This window comes from Mycobacterium sp. DBP42, assembly GCF_005924235.1.
GTDB lineage: Bacteria > Actinomycetota > Actinomycetes > Mycobacteriales > Mycobacteriaceae > Mycobacterium > Mycobacterium syngnathidarum.
The window spans coordinates 475,371-498,965 of record NZ_VCMY01000001.1 but is presented as its reverse complement, the minus strand read 5'-3'; the positions used below and the strand labels follow the sequence as shown (position 1 = coordinate 498,965).

Here is a 23,595-nt window from a genome sequence, read left to right as displayed (position 1 = left end):
GCCCCGAACAACACCGGAATCGAAGACTCCACCACCGGCCGCATCAACACCGCCCGATGACCAACCTCATCCAACCGAGCACAATCAGCCGCATCCAACACATCTACAGCCGACAACCGCTGAGCAGGATCCGAGACAAACACCGCCAGAATCCGCCGCAAACGGTCTGCCAGATCCGTGACGTCGAAACTGGAGAATGGTTGGCCGGCGCCCATCGTGCTCAAGACCAATTCGTCTCCGGCGCTGAAGAAGACGAGACCGAAGCCACCCACAACGCCGGCATTGGTCAACGACGCCGACGCCTCGGCACCGCCGAAGTCCAACGTGAACGTAGAAGGAAGAAAGTTGACACTCACCCGATTCGCCATCTGGCCCGCAGCACGCGGGTTGACCTTGCGCTCGAGGGCGTGCACCGGAAAACGCTGATGTTGCAGGGCTTCCTGTATGTGACCCTCGACATCGTCGATGAATTGGGAGATCGAAGTTGAAGGTAAAGCCTTGACTACGAGCGGGACGACGCCGGCCACCATTCCGGGCACCGTCCGCGATTCTGGGGTCACACGTCGGCTGACCGGAAAGTCGAGCACCACATCAGAGCCCTCGGCACTCCACCCGTGCACGAGCAACGCGCATGCCGCGGTGATGACCGAGGACCGAGCGACATCCTTTGACCGGGCCAGCATGTCGACTTGATGCAGCAGCGTCGAGTCGAATTGCACTGGGGCAGAATGCCGATGGGCCTCGCCGCTATTGAGTTCGTCGGCGTGCCAGGAGCTCGGCCCGGCTTCCGGCGGCAGGTGCCTCGTCCAAAAAGCCTGGTCTTCGAGATAGTCGCCGGAGGCTTCGTACTTCGATTCGTTCTCGATCAGATCCGCGAGCGATCCGAAGATCGGCGGAGGTATGGGAGCGCCGGAGAAAACTGCCGAGTACACCGATGCAAGCCGAGATCCGACGAGCGCAATCCCGGTCCCGTCGAGCACGATGTGGTGACAGCACGCGATCAGGAAGTGCTCATCGTCCTGTGTCTGGAACAGCGCAAATCTGAACAGTGGCTCGGTGAAAGACATTGGCGTGCGCTGGATCGCGGCTGCCTTGTCACGGGCTTCTGCCACCGGGTCACACGCACCACGCAGGTCGTGGAACGCCAGCTCCACATCTGGGTAGTCGACCGCCTTTTGGTAGACCTGCCCGTCCACCTCGAAGAATGTGGCCCTGAGCGGCTCGGCCTCTCGCACTACCCGGCGGATCGCCCACTCAAGAGCATCGCGATCGAGCGGGCCCGCGATTTTTACGAATAGACCGAGTAACCATTCCGTGCCGGATTCCGCCACGTCGTGCGCAAGCCAAATATCGAGCTGTGCACGTGTTACCGGCAGCGACTGTTCATCAAGCTGCATCGGACTCTCCCACTGCAAGTTTTCGGGGCCCCCGCGCCGCCTGCGATCTGTCAGAGTCCCGCCAACCTGTCGCGCAGACTCTTGGGGCGTATGTCGGGCCAGTGCTGTTCGATGTAGTCCAAACAAGAAGCTCGATCCGCCTCGCCGTAAACGACCTTCCAGCCGGCAGGGACGTCAGCGAATGTTGGCCATAGACTGTGTTGCTCCTCGTCGTTGACCAAGACGCGAAAGCTGCCATTGTCGTCATCGAACGGATTGATGCTCACTTGGTCCTCCCCATCGTCGAGCAGACCAGTGAAAATCGATCGACAACCCGGCGCAGGCGCCTAGCCCCCGCCGGTTGTTTCACGATGCCTGTTTCCTGTGGCCCACTCCAGCTATGACGTTCTCGTTGCAGGGCGCCAGCATATCCACTTATCTTGACGAGGGTGCAGAAATTAGGAATCAAAGAATTTCCCGTTGCTGTGCCTCTTGAATTCAACTACAAACCTGTTACAGGTTCCAAGATTCGGCAAATAATTCCCAGGCTCTGCCCAGACTCGCCGCCAGCTGGCCCGATGCGCGGTGGCCTGCGGTTTGAGCGCCCCCACCCCAGAAGCCGCCGCATTCAGCTACCCAGGAACCGGGATTACGGCGAAAAATCGACGCTCAACGGTCCACGAACTCCGTGCGACGGCCGTTCCGCCGCGCTTACCGGAGCGCGCAAACGTCGATCGGAAACTCCACCCTCCCGCCGGCCGCCCGGGAGAAGGCCGGGCGTGCAGGTGACGCGACACCTGCACGCGGGCGTGAACATGCCGACCCTGGATGCTCTCGCGGTCACCGCTGCGGTTGAGTGCCCAGCGATTACACAGCTTCAAACGGTGCCCGACCACAGCCGGGTTCGAGGCCGGCCACACAGCTTCCATACAGGGACGACACACTCTTCCCACGGTGCTTGACAAGCGGGCAGGCGAGGCTTACATGGCTAACTCTCGCGCGTCATCGGGCGGGCACCACGACACGCCCGGCGACGCAGACTCGCCCGGAGTTCTCCCCTGTGGATACGGCTACGACACCCCTGTAGTTCAATTCAGCGAAGCGAACGATCAGGGCGCGCGACCCCGCAGACACGTCGCAGCACGGTAGAGGGCGCCGCCACCGCGGCGCCCCCGCCAGACAGCAAATTCTGTCGGTGGCGTAAGGGCCATTCGCCGCCGACTAATAGCAATCGGCGGCGAAACAGATTGAGTTAGCCAGGGCGACCTCAAATGATCTTGAATTCGCAAAATCAAGATCGTTTGCATTAAATTTGCGATCGCAAACATTCGACCGCTTGGCTCGGGTGTGGTGAAGCTCTTAATACGCCCATTGTTGGCGAGTTTGGCAAACAACAGACGGCGAATATATGTTGGCAATTGATCAGACGTTCCTATGAACTCTCCGACGAACGCCGGAAACACCTCAGCTGACAGTTGCCAAAACGAACGGCAAGACCCCGGGCGCTCCGGCGTCGCGCAAGAGTCGTGCGGCCATGGTCAGCGTCCAGCCGGTGTCGGTCATATCGTCGATCAGAAGCACCGGACCATCCCAGTCTCCGCCTCTTTCCCCGTCGGCAACCCCCCATTGCGGCGGCTCCCAGGCACCGTCCAACGCCGCCACCCGATACGCCGAATTCGCTGCGGTGACAGGCCGGTGCGTCGCGGCATATTGCAGGGTGCCCAGATTCGTCAGTCGTCCGATCTGCGCCAGCCGCTGCACGGTCGAGGAGATCAACATCGGGTGCGTCTGGGAGTCCAACCCGATCACCGCGCCGGGCCTCTGATCCCAATCCCACGCCTTGAGCACCTCGACAGCCGCGGCCACCATGTCGTCGGGCACGTCGCCGTCGGGTTCGGCCAGCAGCCGCCGGAGCCGTGCCCCCCAGCCCAGATCGGTGAGTCTGCCGATCGCTCGCCCCGGCGCCGCACCTTCGGTGATCCGACCTGACAGCGGCACGCCCAGTGCAGCGAGCCCGGACGGCCACTGCTTGCGCGGGGCGACAAGGATGCCGGGCCTGGACAAGCGCTGCGCCGTGTCGGTCACGATCTCCTGCGCCACCGCGCCCTCGTAACGCCGACCGGCGCAGTTGTCGCACCGCCCGCACTGGGCCCCCGGTAGCAGGTCCGGGTCATCGAGTTGCCCCCGCAGGAACACCATGCGGCAGCCCTCGGTGGCCTGGTAGTCCAGCATTGCCTGCTGCTCCCGGCGCCGGGCCTCGTCCAATGCTCGGTAACGGGCCTCGTCGTAGCTCCAGGGCACACCGGTGCCGATCCAGCCGCCTTTTACCCGGCGGACCGCACCGTCCACGTCGAGCACCTTCAAGACCATCTCCAGGCGGGACCGGTTGAGGTCCACCAGCGGTTCCAGTGCCTGCGTGGACTGCGCCCGGCCCGTCTCCAGTGCCCCGATGACGTTGCGCACCATGGATTCCGACGGGAATGCCACCGAGGCGAAGTACCGCCAGACGTCCTGATCCTCGGTGCCGGGCAGCAGGATCACCTCGGCGCTGTCGGTCGCGCGGCCGGCACGCCCGACCTGCTGGTAGTAGGCGATCGGGGACGACGGCGCCCCGAGATGCACGACGAACCCGAGATCGGGTTTGTCGAAGCCCATGCCGAGTGCGGACGTCGCCACCAGGGCCTTGACCTGGTTGTCGAGCAGATCGGCCTCCAATTGCTCCCGCTCGCTGGTGTCGGTGGACCCGGTGTAGGCCGCCACCTTGTGACCCCGCTCAGCCAAGAGCGCCGCCACGTCGTGCGCCTGGGCCACCGTCAGCGTGTAGATGATTCCGGAGCCGGGCAGGGAATCCAGGTGCGCCGCGATCCAGGCAGCGCGTTGCGCGGGGGTGCCCACCTGCACGACCGACAGTCGCAGCGACTCGCGGTCCAGGCCACCGCGCAGCACCAGGGTGTCCGAGCCGCCGACCCCCAGTTGGGCCGCCACGTCACCCACCACCCGGTCATTGGCCGTCGCGGTGGTGGCGAGAACCGGTATATCCGAACCCAATTCGGCAACCAGAGTGCGAATACGACGGTAGTCCGGCCGGAAGTCATGGCCCCAGTCCGAAACACAGTGCGCCTCGTCGACCACCACCAGACCCGCATCGGCGGCCAGCGCCGGCAGGACGTTGTCGCGGAAGTCGGGATTGTTGAGCCGCTCAGGGCTGACGAGCAGCACGTCGAGCTGTCCGTCCGCGACCTGCTGGTGAATGGCATCCCATTCGGTGACGTTGCCGGAGTTGATCGTGGCGGCCCGCACGCCGGCCCGCTCGGCCGCTGCCACCTGGTTGCGCATCAGCGCCAGCAGCGGCGAGACGATGACCGTCGGTCCGCGACCGGACGCACGCAACAGCTTGGCCGCGATGAAGTACACCGCGGACTTGCCCCAGCCGGTGCGTTGCACCACCAGCGCCCGGCGACGCTGGACCACGAGGGCCTCAATGGCAGCCCACTGGTCATCGCGCAGTACGGCGGCGGGGCCGGCGAGTTGTTCGAGGATCGACTGGGCCTGCTCGCGGGTTGCCATGGCCCTAATCATGCCGGGCAGGGCTGACACCACTCACCACGCCAACAGGCCCACGACCAAAGCCGCGACGCCACCGCCAAGACACCGACGAAGCGCGGGGCCAAAACTGTCGAGCGCCGGCCGCCCAGCCCGGCCATCGCCGTTGATCCAGACCCCGAACCGCGAGGCGTCCAGGTCGCGCCCGAGAGATCCGAACCCGAAGCGCCAACGACGGCTGATGTCGAATCGATCGCCGCGATCCCGACGTCTGTTCTCGTACGTGACCCGCGGCCGGAAACTCCCGCGCCGCCGAAGGTGGAAAGGGTCGAATCGACGGTCACCGGGGCGGTCGCCACGGTCATCAGCACCGTGCTGAGTCCGTTTTCGGTCGACTCGGTCCCTGAGGCACCGGCCGAGCCCCCAGCGGCGTGGGCCATGCTGGCATTCGCACGCCGCGAATTCGAGCACGCCCTCCGGCAGCCGCAGGGCCTCCTGACACAGGCGAGCACCCTTACCAACACCATCACCGCGGAAGGGCCGGTGGCGCTCGCACCCGGCATCGTCGTCCCACCGGAACTCGCCGACCATGTCGTCGCCACCCCGGCCCCGTCGATCATCGACCAGGTCACCCTGTTCGGGATGGAGGCGCTCAAGCAGGTCTCCCAGATCGTCGGTGTCAACATCACGATGAAGCTGGGCGAGCTGATCACCACCCCCGAGCCGCCCTGGTTCACCACCATCGGACTCGACGTCACCAAAGAGACCTACGAGGGTGGCGACGTCTGGGTGATCACCCCACCCAACCCGACCGGCGAGCGGGTCGTCGCGGTGCACGGCAGCGGATTCGTCTACGACCCCAACATCATTCACTGGATGGACTACGCCCAGATGGCGCGTCAGACCGGTGCGACGATCGTCGTCCCCCGGTACCCACTGATCCCCGCCGGCGGCACCGCAGAGAACTCGGTCCCGGCGATGGCCGACTTCATCGCCGCACAGGTCGACGAATATGGAGCCGAGAACGTCAGCGTCTACGCAGATTCGGCCGGCGGCACGCTGTCGATGCTTGCCGTGCAGAAGATCGTCCGCGATTGCAATGGTGATTCGGCGTGCCTGGCAACCAGGGTCCCGTCGCGCATGGTGCTGCTCTCCCCGGGCCTTCAAGGCGAAGCCGCCTACACCGACCCGAACGTGACTTTGGTGAACGACCCGGTCGTCTGGCTCACCGAAGAGGACAAGGAGTACTTCGGCTCCTGGGCCGCCGGACCCGAGGAGTTGTGGAACCCGATGATCGGACCGACCGAGGGAATGCCCCGACCACGATCTACGTGGGTTCACGAGAGCAAGCCGCGCCAGGCGCGTTGCTCTACGCCGAAAGACTGGTCGACGCCGATCCAGATGCCGACATCACCGTGGTGATCGGGATGGGCCAGATCCACGACTGGGCACAAGGCGGCCCGATCCCGATCAACTCACAATCGGCCAACTACCGCGACGACGTCTATCGACAACTCGGCATCGTCGCTGAGGACGACGGCGCGGCAGTCAGCGTTCAGGCCTTCGCCTTCTCGGCTTCCTGCTCACGCTTGATCTCCAGCGCGATATCGATCAGCTGGTCTTCCTGACCACCGATCAGCTTGCGCTGCCCGGCGCGGTGCAGCAGCTGGTGTGCGGGCACCCCATACCGCTCGGACTGACGGATGGCGTGCTTGAGGAAGCTGGAGTACACGCCCGAGTAGCCCATGATCAGCGCGTTGCGGTCGAGCAGGCACTCGGCCGGCATGGCCGGCGCAACCACCTCTTCAGCGGCATCGGCGATGTCGAAGAAGTCGATACCGGTCTTGACGCCGATCTTGTCGAACACCCCGATCAGCGCCTCGACGGGAGCGTTGCCGGCACCCGCCCCGAACCGGCGGCAGGACCCGTCGATCTGCTTGGCACCGGCGCGCACGGCCTCGATGCTGTTGGCCACGCCCAGGCCGAGGTTCTCGTGCCCGTGGAAACCAACCTGCGCGTCGTCACCCAGTTCGGCGACCAGCGCCGAAACCCGGTCGGCGACGCCGTCGAGCACCAACGCACCCGCGGAATCCACCACGTACACACACTGGCAACCGGCGTCGGCCATGATGCGGGCCTGCTTGGCCAACTTCTCCGGGCTGATGGTGTGGCTCATCATCAGGAACCCGACGGTCTCCAGGCCCAACTCGCGGGCGAGCCCGAAGTGCTGGATCGAGACGTCGGCCTCGGTGCAGTGCGTGGCGATGCGGCAGATCGAGCCGCCGTTGTTCTGGGCTTCCTTGATGTCTTCCTTGGTGCCCACGCCGGGCAGCATGAGGAAGGCGATCTTGGCTTCCTTGGCCGTCTCGGCGGCCAGCTTGATCAGCTCCTGCTCCGGGGTCTTGGAGAACCCGTAGTTGAAGCTCGACCCGCCCAGGCCGTCACCGTGGGTCACCTCGATGACCGGGACACCGGCGGTGTCCAGGGCGGCGACGATCGCGCCGACCTCATCCTTGGTGAACTGGTGGCGCTTGTGATGGGACCCGTCGCGCAGCGAGGTGTCGGTCATCCGGACGTCCCACACCGGGTTGAAGAAAATGTCACTCATGCTTGCGCACCTCCCGAGACCGTGACGACGCGATCCTTGGCAATTTCTTCGCCGACCTTGGTCGCCGCGGCGGTCATGATGTCCAGGTTTCCAGCGTAGGGCGGCAGGTAGTCACCCGCACCCTCCACTTCCACGAACACGGTGACCAGGTGCTGACCACCGTTGACCACCGACGGCTCGTCGAACTGCGGCTCGTTGAGCAGCCGGTAGCCGGGCACATAGGTCTGCACCTCGGCCACCACGTCCTTGATCGACTGCGTGATCGCGGCGTGATCGGCGTCCTCAGGGATCGCGCAGAAGATGGTGTCGCGCATGATCATCGGCGGCTCGGCCGGGTTCAGGATGATGATCGCCTTGCCGTTGCGGGCCCCACCGATGTTCTGCACACCGGCGCTGGTGGTCTTGGTGAACTCATCGATGTTGGCGCGGGTACCCGGGCCGGCCGAGGCCGACGACACCGACGCCACGATCTCTGCGTAGGGCACGTCCACCACACGGCTCACGGCGTACACCATCGGGATGGTGGCCTGGCCACCGCAGGTGACCATGTTGACGTTCGGCGCATCGAGGTGCGCGCGCAGGTTGGCCGGCGGGATGACGCCGGGGCCGACCGCGGCCGGGGTCAGATCGATCGCGCGGATGCCCGCCTCGGCATAGCGCGGGGCGGCATCGCGGTGCACATAGGCACTGGTGGCCTCGAACACCAGATCGGGCTTCTCGTCCTGGGCCAGCAGCCAGTCCACGCCCTCGTGGGAGGTTTCCAGGCCCAGTTTGCGAGCCCGTGCCAGACCTTCGGATTCCGGATCGATGCCGATCATCCAACGCGGTTCGAGCCACTCCGACCGCAACAACTTGTACAGCAGGTCGGTGCTGATGTTGCCCGACCCGACGATGGCGACAGACGCCTTCTCAGCCATATCGGCTCCCTTATTCGAAACTCAGTCTTACTGAACCTAACCCGGCGAAGTCAGCGACGAAATCGCTGCCCGGAGGTGCATCTATCGCACGTGTGCACGAACCCGGCAACACGATGTCGCCGGCCTTCAAACGCACCCCGAAGCTCTCCACCTTGCGGGCCAACCAGGCCACCGCGGTGACCGGATTTCCCAGCACCGCATCGCTGCGTCCCTCGGCCACGACCTCGCCGTGATTGGTCAGGACTGCATCGATGTTGCAGATATCGATGTCCTTGGGCGATACCCGCGCCTGTCCGAGCACCCATCCGGCGCTGCTGGCGTTGTCCGCGATGGTGTCGCACAACTTGATCTGCCAGTTGGTGATGCGAGTGTCGATCAACTCGATCGCCGGGGCGAACGCAGCCGTCGCGGCGAGCACGTCCTCCTCGGTGCACCCGGCCCCGGGCAGATCGTCGGCCAGGATGAACCCGACCTCGACCTCGACGCGCGGGTACAGGAACTTCGACGAGGGCACCGGGACGTTCTCGAACACCTCCATCTCGTCGAGGAGATGACCGTAGTCCGGCTCGTCGACACCCATCATGTCCTGCATGGCCTTGCTGGACAGCCCGACCTTGTGGCCGATGACGCGGGCGCCCTCGGCGACCCGCTGCCGGATGTTGATCAGCTGGATCTCGTAGGCATCCACCACGTCGATATCGCTGTACCGATCCGTCAGCGGCGTCATCGGAACCCGGCTCCGCTCGGCCTGAGCGAGATCGGCCGCGAGCTCGTCGCGAACCTCGACACTAAGCATTTTGGTGAATTCCCCTCGCTTCTTTGACCGGCGCAGTTGTCCACAGGCCCGGCAATTCTATAACGTGTTCTACATGACTGGACAGGAGTACGACGTTGTCGTGGTCGGCAGCGGCGCTGCCGGCATGGTCGCCGCCCTCACCGCCGCCCACCAGGGCCTCTCGACAGTAGTCGTAGAGAAGGCGCCGCACTATGGAGGTTCCACTGCGCGGTCAGGTGGTGGGGTGTGGATCCCGAACAACGAGATTCTCAAGCGTGACGGGGTGAAAGACACCCCCGAGGCCGCCCGCACCTACCTGCACAAGATCATCGGCGACGTGGTGCCCGCGGAGAAGATCGACACCTACCTCGACCGCTCACCCGAGATGTTGTCGTTCGTCCTGAAGAACTCACCGCTGAAGCTGTGCTGGGTGCCGGGGTACTCCGACTACTACCCCGAGACGCCCGGCGGCAAGCCCACCGGCCGCTCGGTGGAACCCAAGCCGTTCAACGCCAAGAAGCTCGGGGTTGACGAGAAGGGCCTGGAACCGCCGTACGGCAAGGTGCCGATGAACATGGTGGTGATGCAGCAGGACTACGTCCGGCTCAACCAGCTCAAGCGTCACCCCCGCGGCGTGCTGCGCAGCATCAAGGTCGGCGTCCGCTCCGTCTGGGCCAACGCCACCGGCAAGAACCTGGTCGGCATGGGCCGCGCACTCATCGCCCCGCTGCGCATCGGCCTGCAAAAAGCCGGCGTTCCGGTCCTGCTGAACACCGCGCTCACCGATCTCTACGTCGAGGACGGCGTCGTCCGCGGCATCTACGTGGTTGATGCCCGTGACTCCGAAAACGCCGAGCCACAACTGATTCGGGCCCGCCGGGGCGTGATCCTCGGCTCGGGCGGCTTCGAACACAACGAGCAGATGCGGGTGAAGTACCAGCGCGCACCCATCACCACCGAATGGACCGTGGGCGCGGTGGCCAACACCGGCGACGGCATTCTCGCCGCCGAAAAGCAGGGCGCCGCACTCGAATTCATGGAGGACTCCTGGTGGGGCCCGACGGTCCCGCTGGTCGACTCGCCGTGGTTCGCCCTGTCCGAGCGCAACTCCCCCGGCTCGATCATCGTCAACATGGCAGGCAAGCGGTTCATGAACGAATCGATGCCCTATGTCGAGGCGTGCCACCATATGTACGGCGGCGAGTACGGCCAGGGCGCCGGTCCCGGCGAGAACATCCCGGCCTGGCTGATCTTCGACCAGCAGTACCGCGACCGCTTCATCTTCGCCGGTCTGCAGCCGGGCCAGCGCATTCCGAAGAAGTGGCTGGAATCGGGCGTCATCGTCAAAGCCGACACCCTCGAGGAGCTGGCCACCAAGACCGGTCTGCCCGCCGACGCCTTCGCCGCGACCATCGACCGGTTCAACGGCTTTGCCCGCTCCGGGGTGGACGAGGACTTCCACCGCGGCGAGAGCGCTTACGACCGCTACTACGGCGATCCCACCAACAAGCCCAACCCGAACCTCGGCGAGATCAAGCACGGCCCGTACTACGCGGCCAAGATGGTGCCGGGCGACCTGGGCACCAAGGGCGGTGTCCGCACCGACGTGAACGGCCGGGTCCTGCGGGACGACGACTCCGTGATCGACGGCCTCTACGCCGCAGGTAACGTCAGCTCACCGGTGATGGGTCACACCTATCCCGGCCCGGGCGGCACCATCGGTCCCGCCATGACGTTTGGATACCTCGCAGCACTCGACATTGCAGGGAAGAAGTAGATGCCAATCGATCTCGACAAAGCGCTGGGCGCCGAGCTGGAACCCATCGAGTTCTCCTGGACCAGCAGCGACATCCAGCTGTACCACCTGGGCCTCGGCGCGGGCTCCGATCCGATGGATCAGCGTGAGCTGCGCTACCTGGTCGACGACACCCCGCAGGTGCTGCCGACGTTTGGCAATGTCGCGGCCAGCTTCCACATGACCGAGGCACCCAAGGTGCAGTTCCCCGGAATCGACATCGAGCTGTCCAAGGTGCTGCACGCCAGCGAGGCCGTCAGCGTGCCCGGCCCGATCCCGACCAGCGGCACCGCCAAGTCGGTACAGCGCTTCACCGAGATCTGGGACAAGGGCAAGGCCGCTGTCATCGTCAGTGAATCCACGGTGACCGACGAGTCCGGCAAGGTGCTGTGGACCACCAAGCGGTCGATCTTCGCCCGCGGTGAGGGTGGCTTCGGCGGCGAGCGTGGCCCGGCGACCTCGGCCGAATTGCCCGACCGGGCACCGGACATCGAGATCTCGTTGCCGACGCTGCCGCAGCAGGCGTTGCTGTACCGCCTGTGCGGTGACCGCAACCCCCTGCACTCCGACCCGGCCTTCGCCGCGGCGGCGGGCTTCGAGCGGCCGATCCTGCACGGCTTGTGCACGTACGGCATCGGCTGCAAGGCCATCGTCGACAACCTCCTCGACGGCGACGTCTCCCAGGTGGCGTCCTACGGTGCCCGGTTCGCCGGCGTCGTGATCCCCGGCGAGACCCTGCAGGCCAACATCTGGAAGCAAGATGGCAAGTTCATCGGCGTGCTGACCGCACCGTCGCGGGACAACGCCGTGGTGCTGTCCGGTGTGGAGCTCGTCCCGGCCTGACTGTCGTCACGTTTCGCCGGTCTACACCCGGCCCTTTTCCGCTTTGTCACGCTGGAGTGGCTGTCGAACCCGACCGCCACTCCAGCGTTGCATTGGGGGGCTAATGCCGTTGGCGGCCGGGCCTTTTGTCACGCTGGAGTGGCGGTGGGCCCCGGCCGCCACTCTGGTGTGACAAAGCGATTGCCCGACGTAGCGCAAGTGCGCGCTAGCACAGATCCGCCGCGCCGTCACCTGTCACAGCAGCGTGGCTGTGGACAACGAGTGTCACTCCAGCACCTGTGGATAACCGATGTGACGAAAACAGCGTTGCGCTGCAAACTTTTTCGTCATGGGGGAACCATTCGTCGGCAGTGAGGCCGTCGCCAAAGGAGAGCTACGCAAGAGCGCACTACGCACGCGCTACACCAGGGTATTCCGCGACGTCTACGTCAGCCCGGGCACAGAGCTGACGCCGTTGGTACGGGCACGGGCCGGCTGGTTGTGGTCTCGTCGACGCGGAATCGTCGCCGGGAACTCGGCAGCCGCAGTCCACGGCGCGAAATGGGTCGACCTGGACGCTCCGTTCGAGATGATCCATTCCAACCGCAATCCCCTTGCAGGACTTCGAGTTCGAACCGAAGCGATCGAGGAGGACGAGATAGTCGAGTTCGAGGGTGTCCGGGTAACGTCATTGGCACGCACCGCACTCGACATCGGCTGCTGGTATCTGCGGGACGACGCGGTGGCAGCACTCGACGCGCTCGCCCATGCCACCGACCTCAAACCCGCCGACGTCGACCGGTTGGTACAGCGATACGCCGGGCGGCGGGGTATTCAAGACGCCCGCAATGCCCTGGATTTGATGGATGGTGGCGCCCAGTCCCCCAAGGAAACCTGGCTACGGCTGATCCTCATCGACGGCGGCCTACCTCGACCCCAGACTCAGATACCGGTATTCGACGGCCCGGGCGACCCATTTGCGTATCTCGACATGGGTTGGGAGGACATCAAAGTCGCGGCCGAGTATGACGGTGAGGAACACCGGGCCAGCAGTTGGCGATATGGCTGGGACCTACGGCGAGCTGAGCGAATACAGCGGCAAGGCTGGATCAACGTCCGAGTCTCGGCGGGCGAACGTGCGGACAATGTTCTACGTCGCGTCGTCGCGGCACGGGCACAACGACTGTCACGCTAGCGCGACTGTCGAACTCGACTGCCACTCTGGTGTGACTCAGCGGGCGTCTCGGGAGAGCCGAACTCTTCCATTGCCACGCTGGGGTGACTGTCGGAGTCGAGAGCCACCCCAGCGTGACAAATGGGGACGCGACGCGACGCGACAGGTGCTGCGCAAACGGGGACGCGACGCGAACGCAGAGCTACATCCGCTTCCAGAGATCGTCCCCGCCGGAATGACGCGGGGTCTCGGGAGCGACCGGAATGGGACCGGGAGCCGGCTGGCTCGGACTGGGCCCGGCGGCAGCCGGTGGCGCCGACGCGGCAGGCGGGGCCGAATGTGTGGCCGGGGGCGCCGAATGCGGAGCCGACGACGCCGCCCCACCGGAGCGGTCGCTCATCTGACTCTCGCGGGCGTCCAGGCCTGCTTCGCGCCGATCCTGTGCGGCGTCGCGATCGTTTTGTGCTGTCTCCCGATCGTCCTGCTGCTTGTCCCGCTCGTCGAGCTTGGCCTCGCGCTCTTCCTGCTGCTGTTGCGGGTTCGGCCCGCCGGGACCGCCCGGACCGCCGGGCTGGCCGGCACCAGGCGCTCCGCCGTTCTCCCCACCGCCCTTGGCGCCCTCCATGGCCTTCATCAACGGCTCCATGAGCGAGCCGAACTGACCGCCCATCTGGCCCGCCATCTGTGCTGGCGCACTGGCCATCTGGCCCATCTGCCCCAGCTGGCCCATCATCTGGCCCATCTGGCCAACGCCCTGCCCACCGGATTCGTCGGCCTTCTCGTAGGCGCCCTGAGCGTCAGAAAGCTTGGCGTTGAACATGTTTTCCTTGGCCGACAAGGCCGTCACGTTCGTGGTCAATGATGCCGCCAGGGCCGGCACGATGCCGGCGATGGTCATGCTCATGGCGTCCTCACCGGCCTGGATCGACGGCATCTCCGGCAGTTCCGGCGCCGCGGCGTTCCAGGTGAGTGGAACCTTCATCCCGAGTTCAGACACCGTTGTTACCTCCTGCTCGTCGAGATGGATCACCAATCGTCATAGTCATCATCACCGTCGCCCGTGTCGTGGTCCAGCGGGGCCGGGACGGCCAGCCCGGTGGTAGTCCCGCCGCCACCTCCGGCACGCTGGCCGCCGCCCATCATGCCCATACCGCCACCCATGCCGCCGCCCGCCGCGTTGGCGGCAGCCACCGGAGCGACGCCGCCGACCACAGCGGCACTCGCGCCTGGGTCGACGGAGACCGGTGCGGTCCCGCCACCGCCGACAAGCTTCGACAACAGCGGGGTCTGGGGGCTACCGCCACCCGAACCACCGGGCAAACCCGCCGCCTTGACCATGCCGGCACCGCTGCTCGGCCCGGATCCGCCGGCCAGTGGGTGGTTCGAGAATGCCGAGAACGGACTGGGCCCGCCGCCGGTGCCCTTGCCGCCCGAGCCCAGCATCTGGGTCAGCTGCTGCAGGGGCTGGGTCAACTGCTGCAGGGGTTGGGAGAGCTGCTGGGGAATCTGGCTGGCCATCTGCGGAATCTGGCCCAGCATCTGGGGCAGCTGACTGATCAGCTGCATCATCGAGTCGGCGCCCTTCTGGGCCGCCTGCTGCGCCTGCGCCGTCGGCGGGGTGCCGACCTGAGGGAGGTTGGCCACCGTGCTGAGACTGTCCGCCATTTCGACGGAGGCGGCCGACACCGTCGCGGTGTTCTGCGCCAAACCCGCCTTGATCCGGCTCTCGATGAGTGCCTGCATATTGCCGAACGGCATCTTCTGCAGCGCTTCGACCTCGGCCTGCACTTCCTGCGCGGCCACGTTCAGTGCGGTCTTGGTCTGCGCCACCGACGCCGCCATCTTCATCAGGGCGGTGCCGATGGCCGTCGCCTGCAAGCCGTTGGCCTCGTGGCCGGCGATCATCGTGGTCGCCTCACCCGATGCCGCCACCGAGCCGGTGCCCGTCCAGCCCTCCCCCAACTTGGACAGTTGGCTTGTCTGTTCAGGAACGACGGAGCCGCTGATCTTGGTCCCGGTCTTCGTATAGGACGCGGCAGCCGAGGTCAGCTGGTCCTCGTCGATGTTCGGCCAAGCCGGTCCCTGCAACGTCTGCGACCCGTACGGGCTGCTGTCGCGCGGCACTCCCATGCCACGGCCCCCTTCTACGCGTGATGCACATCCGGAGCAAACATTACCGTGCCGATAGGGGGTGTCGATGCACCTTTATCCGAGGATCAATCCGGAGGTAGGAACGCCGGTTCCCGCGGTGACCAGCACATGCTCGACGCCCTCGACCTGGTTGACCGAGGTCCCCCGCAACTGGCGCACCCCCTCGGCGATGCCGTTCATGCCGTGGATGTAGGCCTCACCCAGCTGACCGCCGTGGGTGTTGATCGGCAGCCGGCCACCGAGCTCGATGGCACCGCCGGCGATGAAATCCTTGGCTTCGCCCTTGCCGCAGAAGCCCAGCTCCTCGAGCTGGAGCAGCGTGTACGGCGTGAAGTGGTCGTAGAGGATCGCGGTCTGGATGTCGTCGGGTGACAGGCCGCTCTGCTCCCAGAGCTGACGGCCGACCAGGCCCATCTCGGGCAGCCCGAGCTCGTCACGGTAGTACGAGTACATGGTGAACTGGTCGGTGCCTGCGCCTTGGGCGGCGGCCTCGATGGTCGCCGGCCGGTGCTTGAGATCCTTGGCCCGCTCCGGCGTGGTGACGACGATGGCCACGCCGCCGTCGCTCTCCTGGCAGCAATCCAGCAGTCGCAGCGGTTCGGCGATCCACCGGGAGTTCTGATGATCCTCGATGGTGATCGGCTTGCCGTAGAAGAACGCCTTCGGGTTGTTCGCGGCGTGCTTGCGGTCGGCCACCGACACGGCACCGAAATCCGCACTGGTGGCGCCATATTCGTGCATGTAGCGCTGGGCGATCATGGCCACCGAAGCGGCCGGGGTGCTCAGGCCGTGTGGGTAGGACCAGCTGTACTCCACGCCGCGCGAGTCGGCGTTGACGGTCAGCCCGGTCATCACCTGGCCGAACCGGAACTCCGAGCGCTCATTGAATGCCCGGTACGCCACAACGACTTCCGCGACACCGGTGGCGACGGCGAGGGCGGCCTGCTGAACGGTTGCGGCCGCGGCACCGCCGCCGTAGCCGATCTGACTGAAGAACTTCAGGTCCCCGATGCCGGTGGAGCGGGCCACGGCGGTCTCCAGGTTGGAGTCCATCGTGAACGTCACCAAGCCTTCGACGTCGGACGGCTTCAGCCCGGCGTCGTCGAGTGCGTCGAGCACGGCCTCGGCGGCCAGGCGCAACTCACTGCGGCCGGAGTTCTTGGAGAAGTCGGTGGCGCCGATACCGGCGATGGCTGCCTTGCCGGAGAGCATCAGTTGTCCCCCAAAGTGAGTGTGGACGTGGCGATGACGTGGTTGCCAAGACTGTTGCTGCCCACCACTTTCAGTGTCACCAGATCGCCCTCGATCGCGGTGACCTCGCCGGTGAAGGTGATGGTGTCGTAGGCGTACCAGGGCACGCCGAGGCGCAGCTTGATCGACTTGACGACCGCGGCCGGACCTGCCCAGTCCGTCACGTACCGACCGACCAACCCGGTGTCGGTCAGGATGTTGACGAAGATGTCCTTGGAACCTTTGGCCTGCGCCTTGTCCCGGTCGTGGTGCACATCCTGGTAGTCCCGCGTCGCGATGGCGGTGGACACGATGAACGTCGGGTCGCCGTAGATCTTGAGTTCGGGGAGTGCGGTGCCGACTCGAACGTCGGAGACAGTCAGGCTCATGCTTGTGGCTCCCATGCGTACAACGTCCAGGCCGGGCTGATCTCACTGTCCGGGAAGTCGATATAGGTTGCGGTGACCGGCATTCCGATCTTCACCTGATCGGCGGCGATCCCGCGCAGCTCGCCCAGCATCCGGACGCCCTCCTCGAGTTCGACGAGAGCGATCACGAAGGGCAGGCTGCGGCCCGGCACCTTGGGGGCGTGATGCACGACGTAGCTGAATACCGTGCCCTTGCCCGAGGCCACCACATAGTCGACGGGGGCCTCTTTGTCCTGCCACACCGCGGGCACCGGCGGGTGCTGCAGCGAGCCGTCGGGCCGCTTCTGGATACGTAGTTCGTGTGCGTTGACGCCGTCCCAGAAAAATTTGGTATCCCGCGACGAGGATGGCCGCATCAGCTTGTCCGGGTCGAGATCCTCTGGGATCTCATAGGTTTCGGCGGCATCCGAGGCCTCCTGCTTACCAGCAGGCAGGAACTTCATGATCCGCCAGTCCATGTCGGCAACTTCCTCGTCACCGACATGCCAGCGGATCTTCTGATTGATGAAGTAGCCCTCACCCAGTGCGGTCTGCTTGGGGCCGACGATGCCGACGATCTCGGCGCTCATCACCACCTGCTCGCCGGGTTCCAGGTAGCGGTGATAGGTCTGGTCGCAGTTGGTCGCGACGACACCGACATACCCGGCATCGTCGAACATCTTCATCGCCCTGCCCAGCGGATCATCGTCAGACCGGGTGCGCCCCAGGCCCATCATGGTCCAGACCTGAATCATCGCCGGGGGTGCCACGATGCCGGGATGTCCGGCAGCCTTGGCGGCTTCCGCGTCGACGTAGATCGGGTTGGTGTCTCCGATCGCGTCGACCCAGTGGTGAATCATGGGCTGATTCACCGGATCCCGAGCCACCGTCGGTTTACTCGTCCCGGACGCGATGATCTGGTCGATACCGGCCTGCAGATTCACGCTCACCTCAATCCCTCGCTGTTACCGCGGAACCCTCGGCACCCGCAGGCCCGACGCCGCGATCATCTCGCGCATGACCTCGTTGACACCGCCACCGAAGGTGATGACCAGGTTGCGCTTGGCCACCTTGTCCAGCCAGACCAGCAGTTCGGCGGTCTCGGGGTCGGCGGGGTTGCCGTACTTGCCGACGATCTCCTCGGCCAACCGGCTGACTTCCTGGATGCGCTCGGTGGAGAACACCTTGGTGGCAGCCGCGTCGGCCACGGCGATGGTCTCACCGGATGCCGCGACCTGCCAGTTGAGCAACTCGTTGATCCGCCAGATCGACTTGATCTGCCCCAGAAGGCGTTTCACGTCGTCCTGCTCGATCGGCGTGACGCCGTCGGAGCCCGGCTTGGATGCCCAGGCATGCACCTGGTCATAGATACCCGCGACGCGACCAGCCGGGCCCAGGCCGACCCGCTCGTGGTTGAGCTGGGTGGTGATGAGCTTCCAGCCGCCATTCTCCTCGCCGACGAGCATGTCGGCGGGCACGTGCACGTCGTTGTAGTACGACGCGTTGGTGTGGTGGGCCCCGTCGGACAGGATGATCGGCGTCCACGAGTAGCCGGGATCCTTGGTGTCGACGATCAGGATCGAGATGCCCTTGTGCTTGGCCGCGGTCGGATCGGTGCGGCAGGCCAGCCAGATGTAGTCGGCGTCGTGGGCGCCGGTGGTCCACATCTTCTGGCCGTTCACGATGTACTCGTCACCGTGCCGGACAGCAGTGGTGCGCAGCGACGCCAGGTCGGTGCCGGCATCAGGCTCGGAGTAGCCGATGGCGAAATGCACGTCACCGGAGAGGATTCCGGGCAGGAACTTCTTCTTCTGCGCCTCGGTGCCCAGCGCCTGCAGGGTCGGGCCCACGGTCTGCAACGTGACCATCGGCAGCGGGATGTCGGCGCGGTTGGCCTCGTTGATGAAGATCTGCTGCTCGACGGGGCCGAAGCCCAGGCCGCCGTACTCCTTGGGCCAGCCGACACCGAGCTTGCCGTCGCTGCCCATGCGCTTGATCACCGCACGGTAGGCCTCGTTGTGCCGGTCGGACTCCATCGCCGCAGCCTCTTCGGGCGTGATGAGAGTCGAGAAGTATTCCCGCAGTTCGGCTTGCAGCGCGCGCTGCTCGGGCGTCAGGTCGATGAACATTACGCTCCCACCAAATCGAGGCGATGCGACGGACCGCCCAACAGCCGGGTCAGATCCTTGATCGAGGAGTAGTAGCGGTCCATGGGGTAGGTGATGTCCATACCCATACCGCCGTGCAGGTGATGGCAGAGCCGCATGGCCGGCGCGGCCTGCGAGGTGAGCCAATAGCCCAGGATGTTCAGATCCTCGTCGGCGTCAAGGCCCTCGGACAGCCGCCACAGCGCCGAGGTGGACAGCAGATCGATTGTCCGCGAGGCGATGTAGACCTCGGACAGCTGTGCCGCGACGGTCTGGAACGTCGACAGCGGCCGGCCGAACTGCTCACGGGTGGCGACGTAGTCGGCGGTCAGCCGCAGTGCGCCGGCCACCAAGCCGGCGGCGAACGCCCCGGTGACAGCCAGTGCCAGCTGGTTGACGCGGTGCGCGCTCGCGCCGTCGAGCACGTCCGCGGCGTCGACTGCGACATCGGCGAACGTGACCACGTACTCGTCGGAACCGTTGGAGGTCGGGGTCTTGGTGACCGTGACACCGTCAACCGCCGGGGAGACCACCACCACCGCGTTGTCGGTGGTGACGACCAGCCACTTGGCCGTCTCCGCGTACGGCACACCGATCTTGGTGCCGTTGAGCTTGCCGTCGGCGAAGTTCACGGCGGGCCGCTCCGGCAGTGACTGCCCGGGCTCGTTGAGCGCCGCCGAGAGCACCGCGCCCGTCGCGACACCCGCGAGGTACCGGTCCTGCTGGGCGTCGGAAGCCAGGTCGAGCAGCGACACCAGACCCAGACCCACGGTGGCCAGCGCCGGACCGGTGGTGCCGTGGCGGGCGATCTCGGTCAGCGCCGTCGACAGCTCGGGCAGACCGAGGCCGTCACCGCCGAGTCGTTCCGGCACTCCCAGCGCCGCAACCCCACCGGAAACCAGTGCATCCCAGGTGTTGTCGCGTTCCAGAACAGAGGTCACCACATCGGCGACGGCCTGCTGTTCTGGGTTCGGTGTGAAATCCACCCGAATCCTCCTTGATCCGTGGGTAGGTCAGTGAGCTCAGGCCTGCTTTGCCGGCTCGCCGGCGACGGGGCAGGCGCCCGTGTAATCCACCGGCCAATGCTTAATACCATTGAGCCATCCGGACTTCAGCCGCTCGGGGTCCCCGATCGGCTTGAGGTCGGGCATGTGATCGGCGACGGCGTTGAAGATCAGGTTGATCGTCAGGCGGGCCAGGTTGGCGCCGATGCAGTAGTGCGCCCCGGTGCCGCCGAAGCCGACGTGCGGGTTCGGGTCGCGCAGGATGTTGAACGTGAATGGGTCTTCGAACACCGTCTCGTCGAAGTTGGCCGAACGGTAGGACATCACCACACGCTCGCCGGCCTTGATCTTGACGCCCGAGATCTCGGTGTCCTCGCTGGCGGTGCGCTGGAAGGCCGACACCGGGGTGGCCCACCGGATGATCTCGTCGACGGCGGTCTTGGGACGTTCCTTCTTGAACAGCTCCCACTGGTCGGGGTTCTGCGAGAAGGCGATCATGCCGTGCGTGATCGAGTTGCGGCTGGTCTCGTTGCCCGCCACCGCCAGCATGATCACGAAGAAGCCGAACTCGTCGTCGGACAGCTTCTCGCCGTCGATGTCGGCCTGGATCAGCTTGGTGACGATGTCGTCGGTCGGGTTCTTGCCGCGCTCTTCGGCCATCTTCATGGCGTAGGTGATGACCTCGAACGAGGACATGGCCGGATCGACGTCGGCGTACTCGGGGTCGTCGCCTGCGGTCATCTCGTTGGACCAGCGGAACAGCTTGTCGCGGTCGTCCTGGGGCACACCGAGCAGCTCGGCGATGGCCTGCAGCGGGAGTTCGCAGGAGACCTGCTCGACGAAGTCACCGGTGTTCGATGCCGCGGCGTTCTTGGCGATGGCCTGCGCGCGGTTGTTGAGCTCCTCCTCGAGGCGCGAGAGCGCGCGGGGGGTGAATCCGCGGGAGATGATCTTGCGCAGCCGGGTGTGGTGCGGGGCGTCCATGTTCAGCAGCACGGCGCGCTGCAGGTCGACGGCCTCACGGGTCATCTCTTGCGGCCAAACCGGGATCGCGCCGTTCATCGCGCTGGAGAACACGTCGCTGCGCAGCGACACGTCCTTGACGTCCTCATGTCGGGTGACCAACCAGTACCCCTTGTCGCCGAAACCTCCGGTGCCGCCGGGTACGTCGACCCAGCGAACCGGTTCGGCCTTGCGGAGCTCGGCGAGCTCCTTGATCGGCAGGCCCTGGAGGTTGCGCTCGGAATCGAGGAAGTCGAAATCCTTGGGGATGTTGGGGCAGCCCATGTGTCTTACTCCTAGTGTCTGTAGCAAGCCGTGCGCGTAGCCAGCAATGCTTGAAACAACGTGGTCTAGTACCAATTGAGACCATTGAAACACGCCTTGACCGCAGATCAAAGGTAGTGATGCATCCGCGCTTGTCAGAGTAATGAAACGTGTTCTAGCCTGGCTCCATGGGTAACCCTGTCATCGTCGAAGCCACCCGCAGCCCCATCGGCAAGCGCAACGGCTGGTTGTCCGGCCTGCACGCCACCGAGCTCCTGGGAGCCGTCCAGAAGGCCCTCATCGAGAAGGCCGGCATTGATGCCGGCAGCGTCGAGCAGCTCATCGGCGGCTGCGTCACGCAGTACGGCGAGCAGGGCAACAACGTCACCCGACAGTCCTGGCTGGTCGCCGGGCTGCCCGAGCACGTCGGTGCCACCACCGTCGACTGCCAGTGTGGCAGCGCGCAGCAGGCCAATCACCTGATCGCGGGCCTGATCGCCACCGGCGCCATCGACATCGGTATCGCCTGCGGCATCGAGGCGATGAGCCGGGTCGGTCTTGGCGCCAACGGCGGCGGTGCCCGTGCCGCGTCGTGGGACATCGACCTGCCCAACCAGTTCGAGGCCGCCGAGCGGATCGCCAAGCGCCGCGGAATCACCCGCGCCGACGTGGACGCCCTGGGACTGGCATCGCAGAACCGCGCCAAGCAGGCCTGGGCCGAGGGGCGTTTCGACCGGGAGATCTCCCCGATCGAGGCGCCGGTCATCGACGAGAACAAGCAGCCGACGGCCGAACTCAACACGGTCAGCCGCGACCAGGGCCTGCGCGACACCACCGCCGAGGGCCTGGCCGGGCTGAAGCCCGTGATGGAGGGCGGTATCCACACCGCGGGTACGTCGTCGCAGATCTCTGACGGCGCCGCCGCGGTGCTGTGGATGGACGAGGACAAGGCAAAAGCTCTCGGCCTCAAGCCGCGTGCGCGGATCATCGCCCAGGCCAACGTCGGCGCCGAGACCTACTACCACCTGGACGGACCGGTGCAGTCCACGGCGAAGGTCCTCGAGAAGGCCGGCATGAAGCTGGGCGACATCGACCTCGTCGAGATCAACGAGGCATTCGCCTCGGTCGTATTGTCGTGGGCCCAGGTGCACGGTGCCGATATGGACAAAGTCAACGTCAACGGTGGCGCCATCGCCCTCGGTCACCCGGTCGGATCGACCGGCTCCCGGTTGATCACCACCGCGCTGCACGAGCTGGAGCGAACCGGCAAGAGCACGGCGCTGATCACCATGTGCGCCGGTGGCGCGCTGTCCACCGGCACCATCATCGAGCGGATCTGATGACGTTCAGTGACGCCGAGCGCATCGCAGCGGCCCAGGCCTACATCGATGCATTGGTGAGCCATCAGGCGGATGCGGTGCCGTTCACACCGGACTGCATCCGCATCGAGATGGGGTTGAAGACCGGCCGTTCCGGAGATCATCTGCGCCGCAGCCTCAACAACGGCCCGCAGTTCAAGTTGATCGAGAAGACGACGACGCCGGAGTTCAGCGTCGACGGAGACCAGATTCGCGCTCGTTTCGACGTACTCACGAAGCCGCGCCTGTTCGGCCGGCGGGTGTGCTCACACGTCGACGAGACGTTCCTGATCCCCGCGTCCGACGGAAAGATCCACCACATCCGCGCCTCCCTCACCCCATTCATCAGCCGCTAAGGTCCCCGCATGGCCAACACCCCTCGCCCGCTCAGCCCCAAACAGGTCGAACGCCTCAACGCGAAATCGACCGGTACCGCCATCAAGTGGATGTCGCGCGCTCAGACCTGGATCTTCAAGAAGACCGGCGGGCGGTTCGGCGACAAGTTCCTGCGTGGCGCCGAAGTGGGCATCTTGACCACGATCGGCCGTAAGTCGGGCGAGGAACGGGACAGTCCGTTGCTCTTTCTGCAGGAAGGCAAGCGGATCGTGCTGGTCGCTTCGCAGGGCGGCCGGGCCACCAACCCGATGTGGTACCTGAATCTGGCGGCCAATCCCCGGGTGAAGTTCCAGACCAAACGCGAGACCCTGGACCTCATCGCGCGTGACGCCACCGACGCCGAGCGCGACGCGTACTGGCCCAAGCTGGACGCCATGTATGCCGACTTCGCGAACTACCGTTCCTACACCGATCGCAAGATCCCGATCGTGATCTGCGACCCCGCCTGACCTGACGTTCACCCAAGGCGCCCCCGACCGTGCGGTCGGGGGCGCCTTGCGTTACCGGGTGACCGGGAGCTGGCCAATTACGCAACTCTGGGTAGCTGAATTGACGGGTGAACAATTCTTTGATTATGTTCTGTGAGCCCGCACACAGTGAACAGCAAGTGAGCGGCAGCCCACATT

Annotated in this window: 22 protein-coding genes; 8 read left to right on the top strand and 14 right to left on the bottom strand. The window is 65.4% G+C overall.

Features of this window, described 5'->3' with window-relative positions; genetic code table 11:
* From E0T84_RS02490 to E0T84_RS02480, 3 genes are all read right to left on the bottom strand, one after another.
* Window positions 1–1,397: condensation domain-containing protein (locus tag E0T84_RS02490; protein ID WP_249383547.1), on the bottom strand; the 1,397-nt coding region annotated here is incomplete at its 3' end.
* Window positions 1,398–1,447: 50 nt separating this feature from the next.
* A complete protein-coding gene (locus E0T84_RS02485) occupies window positions 1,448–1,663 on the bottom strand; it encodes an MbtH family protein (RefSeq protein ID WP_004571464.1) in 216 nt (71 codons plus the stop codon).
* A gap of 1,177 nt (window positions 1,664–2,840) precedes the next feature.
* A complete protein-coding gene (locus tag E0T84_RS02480) occupies window positions 2,841–4,943 on the bottom strand; it encodes an ATP-dependent DNA helicase RecQ (protein WP_138743662.1) in 2,103 nt (700 codons plus the stop codon).
* A gap of 294 nt (window positions 4,944–5,237) precedes the next feature.
* Here E0T84_RS02480 and E0T84_RS02475 point away from each other — a divergent pair, with 294 nt between their 5' ends.
* Both E0T84_RS02475 and E0T84_RS02470 read left to right on the top strand, forming a co-directional pair.
* Window positions 5,238–6,341 (top strand): alpha/beta hydrolase, encoded by a 1,104-nt coding sequence (locus E0T84_RS02475; protein WP_070187847.1) that lies wholly within the window; start codon window positions 5,238–5,240, stop codon window positions 6,339–6,341.
* Window positions 6,251–6,547, top strand: coding sequence for a hypothetical protein (locus E0T84_RS02470; protein WP_131823153.1), 297 nt, complete (start codon window positions 6,251–6,253; stop codon window positions 6,545–6,547). The genes E0T84_RS02475 and E0T84_RS02470 overlap by 91 nt, the downstream gene beginning before the upstream one ends.
* On the opposite strand, the gene dmpG is transcribed toward E0T84_RS02470, so the two are convergent.
* From dmpG to E0T84_RS02455, 3 genes are read right to left on the bottom strand one after another with little or no spacing between them, the layout of a single operon-like run.
* Window positions 6,475–7,527 (bottom strand): 4-hydroxy-2-oxovalerate aldolase, encoded by a 1,053-nt coding sequence (gene dmpG / locus E0T84_RS02465; RefSeq protein WP_036442281.1) that lies wholly within the window; start codon window positions 7,525–7,527, stop codon window positions 6,475–6,477. The two genes, E0T84_RS02470 and dmpG, sit on opposite strands and share 73 nt — an antisense overlap.
* Window positions 7,524–8,444: an acetaldehyde dehydrogenase (acetylating) gene (locus E0T84_RS02460; RefSeq protein ID WP_070187846.1), complete on the bottom strand. Its 921-nt coding sequence runs from the start codon at window positions 8,442–8,444 to the stop codon at window positions 7,524–7,526. Before E0T84_RS02460 ends, dmpG begins: the two co-directional genes overlap by 4 nt.
* A 10-nt stretch (window positions 8,445–8,454) precedes the next feature.
* Window positions 8,455–9,240, bottom strand: a complete 786-nt coding sequence (locus E0T84_RS02455) for a 2-keto-4-pentenoate hydratase (RefSeq protein ID WP_070187845.1) — start codon at window positions 9,238–9,240, stop codon at window positions 8,455–8,457.
* Between the two features lie 73 nt (window positions 9,241–9,313).
* Between E0T84_RS02455 and kstD the strand changes: the two genes are divergently transcribed.
* The 3 genes from kstD to E0T84_RS02440 all read left to right on the top strand — a co-directional run bounded on the left by kstD (window position 9,314) and on the right by E0T84_RS02440 (window position 13,031).
* Window positions 9,314–10,996 (top strand): 3-oxosteroid 1-dehydrogenase, encoded by a 1,683-nt coding sequence (kstD, locus tag E0T84_RS02450; RefSeq protein ID WP_138743661.1) that lies wholly within the window; start codon window positions 9,314–9,316, stop codon window positions 10,994–10,996.
* The gene (locus E0T84_RS02445; protein ID WP_138743660.1) at window positions 10,997–11,857 is read left to right on the top strand and encodes a MaoC family dehydratase; all 861 of its coding nucleotides are present in this window, start codon (window positions 10,997–10,999) and stop codon (window positions 11,855–11,857) included.
* A 328-nt stretch (window positions 11,858–12,185) separates the two neighbouring features.
* Window positions 12,186–13,031: a hypothetical protein gene (locus tag E0T84_RS02440; RefSeq protein WP_070187843.1), complete on the top strand. Its 846-nt coding sequence runs from the start codon at window positions 12,186–12,188 to the stop codon at window positions 13,029–13,031.
* A gap of 181 nt (window positions 13,032–13,212) precedes the next feature.
* Here the strand turns inward: E0T84_RS02440 and E0T84_RS02435 are convergent, their stop codons facing one another.
* From E0T84_RS02435 to E0T84_RS02400, 8 genes are all read right to left on the bottom strand, one after another.
* Entirely contained in the window at window positions 13,213–14,040 is an 828-nt protein-coding gene (locus E0T84_RS02435; RefSeq protein WP_165617845.1) for a hypothetical protein, read from the bottom strand.
* A complete protein-coding gene (locus tag E0T84_RS02430; protein WP_138743659.1) occupies window positions 14,037–15,140 on the bottom strand; it encodes a hypothetical protein in 1,104 nt (367 codons plus the stop codon). Before E0T84_RS02430 ends, E0T84_RS02435 begins: the two co-directional genes overlap by 4 nt.
* Before the next feature lie 75 nt (window positions 15,141–15,215).
* Window positions 15,216–16,373, bottom strand: coding sequence for a lipid-transfer protein (locus E0T84_RS02425; protein ID WP_138743658.1), 1,158 nt, complete (start codon window positions 16,371–16,373; stop codon window positions 15,216–15,218).
* A complete protein-coding gene (locus E0T84_RS02420; protein ID WP_171054858.1) occupies window positions 16,373–16,780 on the bottom strand; it encodes a MaoC family dehydratase in 408 nt (135 codons plus the stop codon). The genes E0T84_RS02425 and E0T84_RS02420 overlap by 1 nt, the downstream gene beginning before the upstream one ends.
* Window positions 16,777–17,748 (bottom strand): bifunctional MaoC family dehydratase N-terminal/OB-fold nucleic acid binding domain-containing protein, encoded by a 972-nt coding sequence (locus tag E0T84_RS02415; RefSeq protein WP_070187840.1) that lies wholly within the window; start codon window positions 17,746–17,748, stop codon window positions 16,777–16,779. The genes E0T84_RS02420 and E0T84_RS02415 overlap by 4 nt, the downstream gene beginning before the upstream one ends.
* A 15-nt stretch (window positions 17,749–17,763) precedes the next feature.
* Window positions 17,764–18,927, bottom strand: a complete 1,164-nt coding sequence (gene fadE29 / locus E0T84_RS02410) for an acyl-CoA dehydrogenase FadE29 (RefSeq protein ID WP_138743656.1) — start codon at window positions 18,925–18,927, stop codon at window positions 17,764–17,766.
* Entirely contained in the window at window positions 18,927–19,931 is a 1,005-nt protein-coding gene (locus E0T84_RS02405) for an acyl-CoA dehydrogenase family protein (RefSeq protein ID WP_138743655.1), read from the bottom strand. Before E0T84_RS02405 ends, fadE29 begins: the two co-directional genes overlap by 1 nt.
* 36 nt (window positions 19,932–19,967) lie before the next feature.
* Window positions 19,968–21,236: a cytochrome P450 gene (locus tag E0T84_RS02400; RefSeq protein ID WP_070187837.1), complete on the bottom strand. Its 1,269-nt coding sequence runs from the start codon at window positions 21,234–21,236 to the stop codon at window positions 19,968–19,970.
* Between the two features lie 167 nt (window positions 21,237–21,403).
* Between E0T84_RS02400 and E0T84_RS02395 the strand changes: the two genes are divergently transcribed.
* The 3 genes from E0T84_RS02395 to E0T84_RS02385 are packed head-to-tail and all read left to right on the top strand — an operon-like array spanning window position 21,404 to window position 23,418.
* The gene (locus E0T84_RS02395) at window positions 21,404–22,555 is read left to right on the top strand and encodes a steroid 3-ketoacyl-CoA thiolase (protein ID WP_070187836.1); all 1,152 of its coding nucleotides are present in this window, start codon (window positions 21,404–21,406) and stop codon (window positions 22,553–22,555) included.
* Window positions 22,555–22,929, top strand: a complete 375-nt coding sequence (locus E0T84_RS02390) for a hypothetical protein (protein WP_070187835.1) — start codon at window positions 22,555–22,557, stop codon at window positions 22,927–22,929. Before E0T84_RS02395 ends, E0T84_RS02390 begins: the two co-directional genes overlap by 1 nt.
* A gap of 9 nt (window positions 22,930–22,938) precedes the next feature.
* Complete coding sequence (locus E0T84_RS02385; RefSeq protein WP_070187834.1) at window positions 22,939–23,418, top strand: nitroreductase family deazaflavin-dependent oxidoreductase; 480 nt, start codon at window positions 22,939–22,941, stop codon at window positions 23,416–23,418.
* The last annotated feature ends 177 nt before the right edge of the window (window positions 23,419–23,595 follow it).

Excerpts from the sequence above, each read along its gene's own strand:
- E0T84_RS02480 (WP_138743662.1), bottom strand. The coding sequence starts at position 4,943 with ATGGCAACCCGCGAGCAGGCCCAGTCGATCCTCGAACAACTCGCCGGC.
- dmpG (WP_036442281.1), bottom strand. The coding sequence starts at position 7,527 with ATGAGTGACATTTTCTTCAACCCGGTGTGGGACGTCCGGATGACCGAC.
- E0T84_RS02460 (WP_070187846.1), bottom strand. The coding sequence starts at position 8,444 with ATGGCTGAGAAGGCGTCTGTCGCCATCGTCGGGTCGGGCAACATCAGC.
- E0T84_RS02455 (WP_070187845.1), bottom strand. The coding sequence starts at position 9,240 with ATGCTTAGTGTCGAGGTTCGCGACGAGCTCGCGGCCGATCTCGCTCAG.
- kstD (WP_138743661.1), top strand. The coding sequence starts at position 9,314 with ATGACTGGACAGGAGTACGACGTTGTCGTGGTCGGCAGCGGCGCTGCC.
- E0T84_RS02445 (WP_138743660.1), top strand. The coding sequence starts at position 10,997 with ATGCCAATCGATCTCGACAAAGCGCTGGGCGCCGAGCTGGAACCCATC.
- E0T84_RS02440 (WP_070187843.1), top strand. The coding sequence starts at position 12,186 with ATGGGGGAACCATTCGTCGGCAGTGAGGCCGTCGCCAAAGGAGAGCTA.
- E0T84_RS02430 (WP_138743659.1), bottom strand. The coding sequence starts at position 15,140 with ATGGGAGTGCCGCGCGACAGCAGCCCGTACGGGTCGCAGACGTTGCAG.
- E0T84_RS02425 (WP_138743658.1), bottom strand. The coding sequence starts at position 16,373 with ATGCTCTCCGGCAAGGCAGCCATCGCCGGTATCGGCGCCACCGACTTC.
- E0T84_RS02420 (WP_171054858.1), bottom strand. The coding sequence starts at position 16,780 with ATGAGCCTGACTGTCTCCGACGTTCGAGTCGGCACCGCACTCCCCGAA.
- fadE29 (WP_138743656.1), bottom strand. The coding sequence starts at position 18,927 with ATGTTCATCGACCTGACGCCCGAGCAGCGCGCGCTGCAAGCCGAACTG.
- E0T84_RS02400 (WP_070187837.1), bottom strand. The coding sequence starts at position 21,236 with ATGGGCTGCCCCAACATCCCCAAGGATTTCGACTTCCTCGATTCCGAG.
- E0T84_RS02395 (WP_070187836.1), top strand. The coding sequence starts at position 21,404 with ATGGGTAACCCTGTCATCGTCGAAGCCACCCGCAGCCCCATCGGCAAG.
- E0T84_RS02390 (WP_070187835.1), top strand. The coding sequence starts at position 22,555 with ATGACGTTCAGTGACGCCGAGCGCATCGCAGCGGCCCAGGCCTACATC.
- E0T84_RS02385 (WP_070187834.1), top strand. The coding sequence starts at position 22,939 with ATGGCCAACACCCCTCGCCCGCTCAGCCCCAAACAGGTCGAACGCCTC.